The organism is Amycolatopsis sp. H20-H5 (assembly GCF_035828755.1).
Lineage (GTDB): Bacteria > Actinomycetota > Actinomycetes > Mycobacteriales > Pseudonocardiaceae > Amycolatopsis.
In genome coordinates, this window is record NZ_JAYMZS010000191.1 from 1 (window position 1) to 11,582 (window position 11,582).

Annotated in this window: 12 protein-coding genes and 1 pseudogene; 5 read left to right on the plus strand and 8 right to left on the minus strand. The window is 67.6% G+C overall.

What is annotated here, in order from left to right:
* Positions 1-263: 263 nt before the first annotated feature.
* Positions 264-1,058 (plus strand): annotated as a pseudogene (locus QMK34_RS45245) (DUF222 domain-containing protein); the annotation flags it as partial.
* Between the two features lie 377 nt (positions 1,059-1,435).
* Here QMK34_RS45245 and QMK34_RS45250 read toward each other — a convergent pair.
* The 3 genes from QMK34_RS45250 to QMK34_RS45260 form a co-directional block, all read right to left on the minus strand.
* A complete protein-coding gene (locus QMK34_RS45250; RefSeq protein ID WP_326421055.1) occupies positions 1,436-1,984 on the minus strand; it encodes a DUF1062 domain-containing protein in 549 nt (182 codons plus the stop codon).
* Positions 1,985-2,248: 264 nt separating this feature from the next.
* Positions 2,249-2,908: a TetR/AcrR family transcriptional regulator gene (locus tag QMK34_RS45255; RefSeq protein WP_326421057.1), complete on the minus strand. Its 660-nt coding sequence runs from the start codon at positions 2,906-2,908 to the stop codon at positions 2,249-2,251.
* Between the two features lie 25 nt (positions 2,909-2,933).
* A complete protein-coding gene (locus QMK34_RS45260; RefSeq protein WP_326421059.1) occupies positions 2,934-3,359 on the minus strand; it encodes a hypothetical protein in 426 nt (141 codons plus the stop codon).
* A gap of 208 nt (positions 3,360-3,567) precedes the next feature.
* On the opposite strand from QMK34_RS45260, the gene QMK34_RS45265 reads away from it, so the two are divergent.
* Positions 3,568-4,455, plus strand: a complete 888-nt coding sequence (locus QMK34_RS45265) for a hypothetical protein (RefSeq protein ID WP_326421060.1) — start codon at positions 3,568-3,570, stop codon at positions 4,453-4,455.
* A 66-nt stretch (positions 4,456-4,521) separates the two neighbouring features.
* Positions 4,522-5,463: a D-2-hydroxyacid dehydrogenase family protein gene (locus tag QMK34_RS45270; RefSeq protein ID WP_326421061.1), complete on the plus strand. Its 942-nt coding sequence runs from the start codon at positions 4,522-4,524 to the stop codon at positions 5,461-5,463.
* Between the two features lie 231 nt (positions 5,464-5,694).
* On the opposite strand, the gene QMK34_RS45275 is transcribed toward QMK34_RS45270, so the two are convergent.
* From QMK34_RS45275 to QMK34_RS45295, 5 genes are all read right to left on the minus strand, one after another.
* Complete coding sequence (locus QMK34_RS45275; RefSeq protein WP_326421062.1) at positions 5,695-7,206, minus strand: alpha/beta hydrolase; 1,512 nt, start codon at positions 7,204-7,206, stop codon at positions 5,695-5,697.
* Positions 7,203-8,015 carry a serine hydrolase domain-containing protein gene (locus QMK34_RS45280; protein ID WP_326421063.1) on the minus strand — a complete coding sequence of 271 codons (813 nt, stop codon included), beginning with the start codon at positions 8,013-8,015 and terminating at the stop codon, positions 7,203-7,205. The genes QMK34_RS45275 and QMK34_RS45280 overlap by 4 nt, the downstream gene beginning before the upstream one ends.
* Positions 8,016-8,125: 110 nt before the next feature.
* Positions 8,126-8,398, minus strand: a complete 273-nt coding sequence (locus QMK34_RS45285; RefSeq protein WP_326421064.1) for an HPr family phosphocarrier protein — start codon at positions 8,396-8,398, stop codon at positions 8,126-8,128.
* A gap of 32 nt (positions 8,399-8,430) precedes the next feature.
* Complete coding sequence (locus tag QMK34_RS45290) at positions 8,431-9,663, minus strand: PTS transporter subunit EIIC (RefSeq protein WP_326421066.1); 1,233 nt, start codon at positions 9,661-9,663, stop codon at positions 8,431-8,433.
* The gene (locus tag QMK34_RS45295; RefSeq protein ID WP_326421067.1) at positions 9,660-10,448 is read right to left on the minus strand and encodes a GntR family transcriptional regulator; all 789 of its coding nucleotides are present in this window, start codon (positions 10,446-10,448) and stop codon (positions 9,660-9,662) included. The genes QMK34_RS45290 and QMK34_RS45295 overlap by 4 nt, the downstream gene beginning before the upstream one ends.
* A gap of 232 nt (positions 10,449-10,680) precedes the next feature.
* Between QMK34_RS45295 and QMK34_RS45300 the strand changes: the two genes are divergently transcribed.
* Together QMK34_RS45300 and QMK34_RS45305 are read left to right on the plus strand one after the other, a co-directional pair.
* Positions 10,681-10,917: a PTS glucose/sucrose transporter subunit IIB gene (locus tag QMK34_RS45300; protein ID WP_326421068.1), complete on the plus strand. Its 237-nt coding sequence runs from the start codon at positions 10,681-10,683 to the stop codon at positions 10,915-10,917.
* Complete coding sequence (locus QMK34_RS45305) at positions 10,914-11,369, plus strand: PTS sugar transporter subunit IIA (RefSeq protein ID WP_326421070.1); 456 nt, start codon at positions 10,914-10,916, stop codon at positions 11,367-11,369. Before QMK34_RS45300 ends, QMK34_RS45305 begins: the two co-directional genes overlap by 4 nt.
* Positions 11,370-11,582 lie beyond the last annotated feature (213 nt).

The following is an 11,582-nucleotide window of genomic DNA, read 5'->3' on the forward strand; positions in this document are numbered from 1 at the left end:
CCGGACGGCGCAGACTCCGGGAAAGCTGTTGACTGGCGAGCTCCGGTCGCATTTTGTAAATTTTCGTTGCAGCATAATGGTTTCTGACGTTGCCGGAAAAAGTTGGCCAGTCGTACCTGAATGGGTGGTGAATCGAACAAATGTTCGGGTAGAGTGAGGGTGTGAGTGTCGATGAGGTGGTGCCGGTGTGGCAGCTTTCCGATGGGGAGCTGACTGCTGGGCTTCTTGCTGTCGAACGGGATTTGGGTCGTGTGTATGCGCGGATGCTGGATCTCGTCGGCGATATCGACAGGCGTGGTTTGTCTGTGGAGAAGGGTTTTCGTGATACGGCGACGATGTTGGCGTTGTCGTTGCGGGTGTCGAAGAGGGAAGCGTCCGCTCGTGTTGCTCAGGCTTCTGCGGTGCTTCCGTTGATGCGGAAGGCGTTGGAGTCGGGGGAGATCAACCGGGAACACGCCCACGAGATCGAACACGTCCTGTCGCAGGCTCCGGATTCGGTGTCGGTGGAGGAGGTCGCGGCGCACGAGGCCACCCTGGTCGAGTTGTCGCAGCAGGCGATCCCCGCCACCGTCCGGAAGGTCGGTCGGCGGGTGTTGGGGTACTGGGATGTGCTGGACAAGAAGCCGGAGGATCGTGAGCGGGACCTGTCCCGTCCGAACCGGGAGTTCCGGTACTCGTTCACGCGGGATGGTCGGATGAAGTACTCGGGTGAGTTTGATCCTGAGGCCGGGCATTTCGCCGAGGACATGCTGATTCCGTTGGCGAAGCCTGACCCGGTTGATGTGTTCGGTAATCCGGATCCGCGGACGGCGGCGCAGCGCCAGGGTGATGCGTTGGCGGCGATCTTCGACCTCGCCGGACGCTCCCCTGACCTGCCGGTGAAGGCTGGTGAACGGGCGGTGGTGACGGTGACGATCGGGCTGGAAGAGTTGGAACGCCGCGCGGGCATAGTCATGTTGGATGGTTATGGTGCGTTGAGTGTGAGTCAGGTGCGGCGGATGTGCTGCGACGCGAAAGCCGTACCGGCGGTACTGAACGGTGCCAGTGAGGTCCTCGACCTGGGTCGGGCGGTGCGGACGGCGACTCCGGCGCAGCGCCGGGCGTTGATCATCCGGGATCGCGGATGCACGGGTCCGGGGTGTTCGCGAGGCCCGAAATGGGCAACGCCACACCACCTCGTGCACTGGAGCAACCCCGGCGGTGTCGGAGGCCCGACGGACATCGTCAATCTCGGGCTTGCCTGCGAGAGACATCACCACCTGCTCCACCATGGTGGGTGGGATATGCGGTTGCGTAACGGAATCATCGAATGGCTCCCGCCTGGGTGGCTGGATCCGGAGCGAAGACCCATCCGCAACACCGCACACGACCCACCCCGGACCGAGGACCCGTCCGGCTTATCGTGCCGGACCGACCCTAGGCCGGGGAGGACGGCTCAGCGCTTGAGCGTGAAGGTGAAGTCGCCGGAGAGCTTGCCGCTCAGCCGGATTGCCGAGACGAGTTTCCCTTCGGTGATAAGTCTTTCGACCTCGGCTCGTGAAAGGTCGCAACCTTCGGCGATCAGTCGCACCGGCCGGACAGGGATTCGCGCCGCGAAGCGGACCGAGACGTCGATCACCTCACGGTCAAGGTGATCCGATCCGTCGGTGTCGAGGCGCCAGGCGTTGTCCCAGTCGAGGGCGATGCGGTTACGGCGCCGCACCAACGGATCCTGGAGCAGCTCAGCCGCCAGGCCAGGGTCGTTGTCATGCAGCCGGTCCAGCAGGTCAGGTCGTATGGAGCGCACAGGCACCCGCTCCAGGACCGTGAGCTTCGCGGTTTCCCCGCACGCGGTACAGAGCGCGAGGAGCCAAGCGTCGATGAGCTTGTGGTTGGCGTTGACGCGAAATTTACCGCTTGCCCGGAAGCGCTCGGACGCGCACGCGTGGCAACGGCGGCGAACGAGCGGCAGGCAGGTGGGCACGACTACCCAGTTTTCGAGCATGGAAATACACCGTTTCAGTGAGAAGTCCGCAGCAAAAAGAAGCGCGGCGCATTGGCGCGACGCGCGACAAACAGCGCTCGGGAGGTCTCACAAGGTGTACAACGGCACGTCCTTGCCTGGACGACTTGGTTCGGCAGCACGATAATGGTTCACAGCGGTGCCGTTCCACTGGTTATCGAGCGTCTCACCGCGGTGACGGTGACTGTGACGGTGCCGTGGCACAGCGGCCCCTGCCCGAACCAGTCGCAGGATCCGCCGGACAGGCTAGTCCTGCTTGGCGAGGTCTCGGATCAGCGAGGTGATCTCCCGGCTGACGGGCCGCAGCACTCGCAGCCGGGAGAGCCCGACCAGCCTGGCGATCAGCGGGACACTGCGTTCGACCAGCATGCGGGTGCGTTTCGTGTGGGGGGACCGGTCGTGGACCCAGAACAGCACGATCCCCATCTGGTAGAGCCATAACAGTCCGGGGAGCTCTTCGCGCAGCTCCTGGTCGAGTTTGACGTCGGAGCTCTCGATGACCTCGCGCATCAGCCCGATCGAGGCCTCGCGGGCCGCCGTGGAGTCCACGCTGAACGGGCTCAGCGGGGACTCCGGGTCGGCGGCGTTGACGAAGAACTGCGTGCCGAAGCGGTGATACGGCCTAGCCACGTCGAGCCAGGTGAGCAGGACGGTCTTGAGCCGGGTCCCGAAGTCCGGCTCCCCTTCGAGCGCTTGGCGCGAGGCCGTCAGGTGCTGGTGGGACAGTTCGTCGTAGAACCCCTGGATCAACTGCTCCTTGGCGGAGAAGTAGTAGTACGCGTTCCCCACCGAGACCCCGGCCTCACCCGCGATCGCCCGCATCGTGGTGCGGTCGTAGCCCTTCTCGCTGAACAGCCGCATCGCGGTCGCCACGATCAGCGACCTGGTCTCTTCACTCTTCGCCACGCGGTGCACCGTATCCGGTCCGCGCTCAGCGCGGCGGGACCGGCGCGGGGTAGCCACCGAGCATCGGCTCCTGCGGCCGGTTCGCCGGAATCATGGCGGTCGCGGCGGGCAGGTGGCGACGGCGGATCCCGTTGAAGACCAGCACGTTCGCCAGGTGCATGACGCCGAGCACCAGCGCGACGATGCCCACCTTCACCGACAGCAGCTCGAACACGTCGCGCGCGTCGAGCACAGTGCCGCTGCTGGTCAGGAACAGCGTCACGAAGCCGAGGCTGATCAGGTAGAAGCCGACGACCAGCAGCTGGTTGACCGAGTTGGCGAGCCCGGGACTGTCCGAGAAGACCTCGGTGAGGAAGGTTCGGCCGTGCTTGCTCAGGGTGCGGGCCACCACCACCGTGAGCGGGATGCTGATCAGCAGGTACAAGGCGTAGGCGATAACCACGGGTTCCATCGGTTCCTCCAGGTGAACGATCTTTTGAACGTGTTCAAGTCGACCGTAGACCGTCGTTTGAACATGTTCAAGAGTGCGCCCGATCACGCTTCGGCACGGCGAGGTCGTTAGGTGAACTGCAGTTCGTCGCCCAGACTGAACAGGCAGTTACCGCGTTGATCGAGGATCAGCTGGTGAAGATCCGTGAACTGAAGGTCAGATTCTTCACATGAGCAAGGTTCGACCATTTCTGATGCTCGGGGTGGTGGTGGCGCTGGGCGCGGTCACTGTCGTTCTCGCCGGGGGTCGCCTGCCGTGGACCAGTACGCCCCATCGCTGTGACATCCCGGCGTCGGTCGCCGGAGGCGCGGTTTCTTCGTCGGCCGCGCCGGGCGGTGGTGGTGTCCGTGTCATCGAGCAGGGCTTCACCGGCGCGGAAGATCATTCGGTCAGTCTTGGGGCCATCGTCGAGAACTCCAGCACGAGCGTGGCTTACCGGACTCGCGTTACGTTCAGGACGTTCGATGCCGAACACAACCTGCTGCCGCCCACCGAGGGTAGCGTTGATCGTCGGTTGGTGGAGATCCCCGTCATTCTTCCTGGGCAGCGCACCGGTGTCGGTCTGTCGACCTTGATGACCCGTAGCACGGAAATAGCGTCGTTCGAGGTCGAGATGGGGACAACCACCTGGGTCTCGCGCCCCGCACTGGGGCAGGACTACGAGCCGACGACGGGCGCGTACCTGCGGGTGTTGCGGTTCAATCCGAAGACGCCGTTCAACGTTGATATTCACTACAAGGAGACTTCGCCGAGTTGCCGTTCGCTCGGTAGCAGGAGGACCGCGACGGTGTTTCGTGACGCCGGGGGGAAGATCGTCGGAGGCTCCCTCGACAGTCCTGGAGGGTTGATCATCTTTCGTGACGAACAGGGCAGGGACCTCGGGGGAGAGTGGACGCTTCCGGCAGGGCAATCGTGCGACCAAGGTGAACGGGAGACTTGGCTCACGCCCTCTGTGCCGGTACCTGCCGTCGCGGCCGACGCCCGCACGGAGGTCTATCCCTACTGCGACCTCGCCAGTCCGCCTTACTCGAGCAAGCCGGGAACCCCCGGAAACTAGTGGATCTCGCCGGCCCGCCACCGATACTTCGGAGCACCACCTGGTGCACTGACCTACCCTGGCCCCATGAAGATCGCGATCCTCGACGACTACCAGAGCGTCGCCCTCACCTACGGCGACTGGGCCTCCCTGAACGCCGAGATCGAGGTGTTCACCGAGGCGTTCGCCGACGCCGACGAACTCGTCGAACGCCTCGGCGGTTTCGACGTACTCGTCGCGATGCGGGAGCGCACGCGTTTCCCCTCGGCGGTGCTCGACCGGCTTCCCGAGCTGAAGCTGTTGGTCAGCACCGGCCCGCGCAACGCCGCGATCGACGTCGCGGCGGCGAACCGCAATGGGGTCGTCGTGTGCGGGACAGGGTATCTCGGCCAGCCCACCGCGGAGCACACCTGGGCGCTGATCCTCGCCGCCGCGCGTAGTCTGCCCGCCGAATTCGACTCCGTTCGGACGGGTGGCTGGCAGGTCGGCGTCGGGACGATGCTGCACGGCAAGACGCTCGGCCTGGTCGGTCTCGGGCGCCTCGGGTCGAGTGCGGCGAAGATCGGCCAGGCGTTCGGTATGAAGACGATCGCGTGGAGTCAGAACCTCACCGCCGAGAAGGCCACCGAGCACGGCGTCGAGGCGGTCTCGAAGGAGGAGTTGTTCGCCCGCTCGGACGTGCTGTCGATCCACCTCGTGCTCAGCGGCCGCACCCGTGGCCTGATCGGCGCCGCCGAACTCGCGCTGATGAAGCCTGACGCCATCCTCGTCAACACCTCGCGCGGCCCGATCGTCGACGAGGACGCGCTACTGGATGTGGTGCGGCGCAAGGCGATCGCCTGTGCGGCGCTTGACGTCTTCGCCACCGAACCGCTGCCAGCCGACCATCCGGTGCGCACACTGGACAACGTCGTCCTCACCCCGCACATCGGGTTCGTGACGCGGGAGGTCTACGAGATCTTCTACGGCGACGCCGTCGAGAACATCGCCGCCTACCAGGCCGGAAAACCTTTGCGTGTCATGGAATAGCTGTCGCGCGGCGGCCACCTCGAAGCCGCCCGCCTGCCGGGCCTTGGTGTCACGCACGGCCACACCGGTGGGGGGCGACCGCCAGTTCGGCGCAGTTGTTCGCCTCGGCTGAGGAGTGCGACGACAAGCGAATCGAACGTCAGCTGGTAGGCGCCGACCTGGGTCGGATCTGATCGACATCCGCCACGGGTCAGATCGGGCGGAGAGACCCAACGAGTCGCTCGGCGGCCATCACGGGAACGGAACGGTGTCCGGCGCGCAGGTCGCGCCGTCCGCCGGGGTCTTCAACGTCGTGAAGTAGTCGGCGACGGCTGCCGAGGCGCACGCGCTGTGGACGTTCAGCGAGGTGTGCCCGAAACCGTCGACGACCAGGACGTGGCCGTCGCCTGGTTCGCCCGCGGTGGCTTGGGCGTTGTGCAGCGGCGTCGCCGGGTCGTATCGGTTGTTCAGCACCAGCACCGGGTTCGCGCGCGGCCGGTTCCAGGGGCCGCGGTAGCGGTCCTCGTCGTGTCCGGGCCAGCCGACGCACTGGGCCATCGCGAACACCGCGCCCAGCCCGAAATACGGCTGCCGGACGCGTTCGGTCTTGGCGAGCTCGTCGTACTCCGCCGGGGTTTTCGGGTTGTCGCTGTCCGAGCACTGCACGGCCAGGAAGCCGGGGGAGTGCGTCGGCAGGTACGGGTCCAGCACCGCGGCCGGGGCAGCGCCTTCGGCCGGGCCCGCGAGCGCGTTGAGCGTCTCGGCCAGGCGTTTCCAGCGGCCGGACTGGTACTCGGCGCTGTCGATCGTCTTGAGCAGGGAGGCGAGGGTGGTGCCGCCGACCGGGCCCTGGCTCAGTTTCGCGTAGATGTCGGCGAACTTCTGCCGTGGGTCGCCCGCGGAGAAGGCGCATTTCGGCCCGGCCGCGGCGCATTCGTCGAAGAACTTGTCGAGCTCCTGCTGCTGGGAGCCGGCGACGTCGGCGCGGACGTCGACCGGGGCGTGCTCCTGGCCCGGCTTCCCGGTGGCGTTCGCGACGAGGTCGAGCGTGCCGTCGAGGGTGAGCGCGCGGGTCTTGTCCGGAAAGAGGTTCGCGTAGGTGCCGCCGAGGTAGGTGCCGTAGGAGTAGCCGTAGAAGTTGAGGCTCTGATCGCCGACGCCTTGGCGCAGCAGGTCCATGTCCCGCGCGACGTTGGCGGTGGACAAGTGGTTCAGCAGGTCGCCGGAACCGGCCGCGCAGGCCTTGCCCGGCGCGGCGCTCGCGGCGTAGAAGGCGTCGTGCTGCTCGGGGCGCAGCGGGGAACCACCGGCCGGGACCTTGTCCGCGCCGGGGCAGCTGATCGGGGCGCTGCCGCCGATCCCGCGCGGGTCGAAGCTCACCAGGTCGAACCGCGCCCGCAGCTCGTCCGGGTACCGGGCGCCGAACCGGATCAGCTCGCTCACGCCGTCAGTGCCGGGGCCGCCGAAGTTGAAGAACAGCGAACCGAGCCGCCTGCCGGGATCGCTCGCCGGGAGCTTGATCACTGCCAGCGAGATGGCCGGGCCGGTCGGTTCCCGGTAGCTCAGCGGCACCTGGGCGCTCGCGCACTGGAACGTTCCGTGGCAGGGGGCCCACTTCAGCGCGGGCACCGCCGCGCCGTTCGTGCCCAGCGCGGGCGGGGTGGCGGCGGCCGGAGACGCGCTGGACGACGACGGGGTCGCGGGCGCGCTGCACGCGGCCAGCAGGAGTACGGCCAGTGCGGCGAGCGGACGGAGCGGCTTCAACGCAACTCGGCGAGCACGGCGTCGGTGTAGGGCGGCCAGGCTTCGGCCGCCCATGGGCCGAAGTCCCGGTCGGTCAGCGTGACGCAGGCCGCGCCTGCCTCGGGGTCGACCCACAGGAACGTGCCGGACTGCCCGAAGTGGCCGAAGGTCCGCGGTGAGCTCTCCGCGCCGGTCCAATGTGGACTCTTGTGGTCGCGGATCTCGAACCCGAGGCCCCAGTCGTTCTCCTTCTGGTAGCCGAAACCGGGCAGCACCCCGCTGACGCCGGGGAACACCACGGCCGTCGCCTCGCGCAGGGTCTGCTCCGCGATGAGCTTCGGCGCCTGCAGCTCGGCGGCGAAGGCCGCCAGGTCGTCCACTGTGGACACCGCGCCGGACGCGGGGGAGCCCGTCAGCGCGGAGCCCGTCATGCCGAGCGGGCCGAACAGCGCCTCGGCCTGGTAGTCGGCGAACGGGATGCCGGAGTGCTCGGTGAGCGCCTCGGCGAGCTGCTCGAACCCGGCGTTGGAATAGAGCCGCCGCTTGCCGGGGGCGGACATCGCCTTGTGCTCGTCGAAGGCCAGCCCGGAGGTGTGCGCGAGCAGGTGCCGGATCGTCGAACCCTCGGGCCCGGCCGGGGTGTCGAGCTCGACGACGCCCTCCTCGATCGCGATCAGCGCGGTGTAGGCGGTCAGCGGCTTGCTCACCGACGCGAGCCGGAACGGCCGGGCGGTGTCGCCGTGCGAAGCCAGCACCGCGCCCGCGGCGTTCACCACCGCCGTCGCGGCGTTGTCCACCGGCCACTGCCCGATCAAGCGCACGCTCTCCATGTCCGCCAGCCTACGAAGCCCGCCCGCGGACGTGACGAAGGGGCCCTTCGGGACGGATTCGTCCCGAAGGGCCCCTTCCGGACCTCTTTCGCCCCGCACTGGCGCGATCTTTAGTGCGCGGCGTCCAGGTCGGTCGCGACCAGCTCGGCGACCGCTGTGACAGCGGCCTCCGCGCCTTCACCCTCGGCGCTGATGACTACCTCGTCGCCGTATCCGGCGGCCAGGGTCATCAGGTTCAGCACACTGCGGGCGGCCACCGGGTCGCCGCCCGCCTTGGCGATGCTCACCGCGACGGGCTGCGCCGCGGCCGCCTTGGCGACCAGCGCGGCCGGCCTGGCGTGCAGGCCCACCTTGCTCGCCACGGTGACACGTTTCTCCGGCATGTTCTTCCCTTTCGTCTTTGAGTACCGCGATGTTACTTCGCGGCGGTCCGCTCGAGGTCGGCCTCGAGCGAGTCGTCCTCGCGGCCCGGCGTCTTCAGGTTCCACTTGGTGATGACGAAGCGGAACACGACGTAGTAGATCAGGCCGAAGACGAGGCCGATCGGGATCAGCAGCCACGCCTTGTGCGCGGTGTCCAGGCTCGAGTTGAGCGCGAAGTCGATCGCGCCACCGGAGAAGGAGAACCCGAGGTGGATGCCGAGCGCGTTGACCAGTGCGAGCGAGAGGCCCGTCATGATCGCGTGGAACACGTACAACGGCCAGGCGACGAACATGAACGCGAACTCGATCGGCTCGGTGACGCCGGTGATGAACGACGTCAGCGCGGCGGCGATCATCACACCGCCGACCAGCTTCTTCTGGCTCGGCTTCGCGGTCTGCCAGATCGCCAGCGCGGCGGCGGGCAGGGCGAACATGAAGATCGGGAAGAACCCGGTCATGAACGTGCCGGAACCCTGGACGTGGTTGAAGAAGTTGGTCAGGTCGCCGCCGCCGAACACGAACCACACCGGCACATTCAGCAGCTGGTGCAGGCCGACGGGGATCAGCAGGCGGTTCAGCACGCCGTAGATGCCGCCACCGACGACCGGGGAGCCCGTGACCGCTTCACCGATGTTGTGGATCCCGGCGTCGACGTACTTGAACAGCAGGCCGAGCACGACGCCGATCACGATCATCACCAGGGCGGTGATGATCGGCACGAACCGGCGGCCGCCGAAGAACGCGAGCCACGCGGGGAGCTTGATGCGGTGGTAGCGCTGCCACAGCAGCGCCGCGACGATACCGGTGATGACCCCGGTAAGGACGCTGTAGGGCCAGTGGACCGGCTGGAGGTCCCAGCCCGGCTTGTAGCCGTCCTGGCTGCTGATCGGGGCGAGGGCCTGGATGACGTTGTTGAGCACGACCCAGCCGACCACCGCTGCCACGGCGGTCGAACCGTCGCCCTTACGGGCGAAACCGACCGCGATGCCGACGGCGAACAGCAGCGGGAGCCAGTTGAACAGGCCACCGCCCGCCCCGCCGACCACAGCCGCGACCTTGTCCCAGCCGAGCCCCTTCGGGCCGAAGACGTCTTCCTGACCGAGCCGGTTCAACAGGCCCGCGGCGGGCAAAACGGCGATGGGGAGCATCAAGCTGCGGCCGAAGCGCTGGAGCCCGGCCAGGCCGATGCCCTTGCTCTTCGCCCCTTCCGCGGTGGTGGCGCTCATCGGGTACCTCCATGGTGAGGGTGGTGACCGAAATCCGGGGAATTCCGATCTAGCTGCATGGTGACCTGGTAGTGATCGCCCCGGTACCAGGAAGTCATGTCTTCGACGGGTTCTCCGTTGGCGCTGGAGACCCGGCGGAAGACCAGGAGCGGACTGCCGGTGCGCATGCCGAGCAGGCGCGCCGTCTCTCTGTCCGCCGATTCGGCCCAGACCGTCTGCCACGCCTGGTCGGGGCGGACCCCGTAGACGTCGGACAGCTGGGAGTAGAGGGATTGGGTGAGGTCGAGGTCGAGCAGGCCAGGGGTCCGGGCGGCGTGGTACCAGCCGCGCTCGACCGCGAACGGCACGCCGTCGGCGCGGCGGAGCCGGACCAGCCGGTGCGCGGGCACGCCCGCGGCGAGACCGAGCGCGCCCGCCGAGGGGGCGGGCGGGACCTCGCTGGCCGTCCGCACCACCTCGGTGGTCGGCGTCAGCCCGCGGCGGCGCATGTCCTCGGTGAACGACATCAGGTAGAGCTGCAGCTCCATCCGCCGCGTCGCGGTGAACGTGCCCTTGCCGCGGACCCTGGCGAGCAGGCCCTCTTCGACCAGCTTGCCGATCGCGGAGCGCACGGTGAGCCGGGAGACGTGGTAGTGCTGGGCCAGCTCGCGTTCGGACGGGATGGGCGAGCCCGGCGGCAGCTCGCGTTCGACGGTGCGCCGCAGGATCTCACGCAGCTGGGCGTGCTTGGGCGTGGGCCCGTTGATGACCTGGTCGGACGGGGGAACGGGCGCGGTGGCGCTCATCGGATGTCACCGTCCTTTCCGGTCTCGAGTGGGTACCCGTGCTCGCATCTGGTCCGGAAGATTGGTACGTTCCGGTCTAGACCAATGTCTGATGGGGCAGGATGCTCCGCCGCACGAGCAGGTGTCAACCACCGTTATGTTTTCGTGGCCAGAGGTGGGGTGCATGCCGACAAACGGCGTAGTAGACGTGGTTCCCTCAGGTGGGAAACCGACAAGGATCAAGGAGAACTCGATGGCTGATGACAGGCCGGAAAAGATCCTCGCGGCGCTCGGCGGCGCGGACAACATCATCGAGATCGAAGGCTGCATCACCCGGCTGCGGTGCGAGCTCAAGGACGGCGGCGTCGTCGACGAGCCCGCGCTCAAGAAGGCCGGGGCGATGGGCGTGGTGAAGATGGGCGGGGTGGTCCAGGTCATCGTCGGTCCCGAGGCCGACACCATCGCCTCCGACATCGAGGACCTGTTGTGAGCCTGGAGATCCTCAGCCCGGTCGCCGGGCGGACGGTCGCCATGAGCGAGGTCCCGGACCCGGTCTTCGCGCAGGCGATGGTCGGCCCCGGCGTGGCCGTGCAGCCCGCGGGCGGGCGTCAGGACGCGGTCGCGCCGATCGACGGCACGGTGGTCACCCTGCATCCGCACGCGTTCGTCGTCGCGGGCGAGGACGGCCGCGCGGTGCTGGTCCACCTGGGCATCGACACCGTGAAGCAGAAGGGCGAGGGCTTCACCCTGCACGTGGTCAAGGGCGAGGCGGTCCGCGCCGGTCAGCCAGTGGTCGGCTGGGACCCCGAGGCCGTCGCCGCCGCCGGGTACTCGGCGATCGTGCCGGTCGTGGCGCTCGACGCCAAGGCCGAGGCGCTCACCGGCCTCGCCACCGGTGCCGAGGTCAAGCCCGGCGACCCCGTCTTCGCCTGGACCGACTGAGCGTCCGCGCCCGGGACATCGAATTGCCTGAAGGCCACCATCACCGCGTCTAACGCCGTGATGGTGGCCTTCAGGGGCATTGCCTGAGCTTGTTGTTTAACCTGTTTGGGTCGTTGCGGCGGTGACCTTGGTGTCGGTTTTGGTGGTCTTTCCGACGTGGCATCCGACGGCGCGGTGCTTGTTTCGTGAGCCTGGTGGGCGGCCTGGACCTGG

What these genes read in the sequence shown, in the direction of transcription:
- QMK34_RS45250 (WP_326421055.1), bottom strand. Translation starts at nt 1,984, where the DNA reads ATGCTCGAAAACTGGGTAGTCGTGCCCACCTGCCTGCCGCTCGTTCGC.
- QMK34_RS45260 (WP_326421059.1), bottom strand. Translation starts at nt 3,359, where the DNA reads ATGGAACCCGTGGTTATCGCCTACGCCTTGTACCTGCTGATCAGCATC.
- QMK34_RS45265 (WP_326421060.1), top strand. Translation starts at nt 3,568, where the DNA reads ATGAGCAAGGTTCGACCATTTCTGATGCTCGGGGTGGTGGTGGCGCTG.
- QMK34_RS45270 (WP_326421061.1), top strand. Translation starts at nt 4,522, where the DNA reads ATGAAGATCGCGATCCTCGACGACTACCAGAGCGTCGCCCTCACCTAC.
- QMK34_RS45280 (WP_326421063.1), bottom strand. Translation starts at nt 8,015, where the DNA reads ATGGAGAGCGTGCGCTTGATCGGGCAGTGGCCGGTGGACAACGCCGCG.
- QMK34_RS45285 (WP_326421064.1), bottom strand. Translation starts at nt 8,398, where the DNA reads ATGCCGGAGAAACGTGTCACCGTGGCGAGCAAGGTGGGCCTGCACGCC.
- QMK34_RS45290 (WP_326421066.1), bottom strand. Translation starts at nt 9,663, where the DNA reads ATGAGCGCCACCACCGCGGAAGGGGCGAAGAGCAAGGGCATCGGCCTG.
- QMK34_RS45295 (WP_326421067.1), bottom strand. Translation starts at nt 10,448, where the DNA reads ATGAGCGCCACCGCGCCCGTTCCCCCGTCCGACCAGGTCATCAACGGG.
- QMK34_RS45300 (WP_326421068.1), top strand. Translation starts at nt 10,681, where the DNA reads ATGGCTGATGACAGGCCGGAAAAGATCCTCGCGGCGCTCGGCGGCGCG.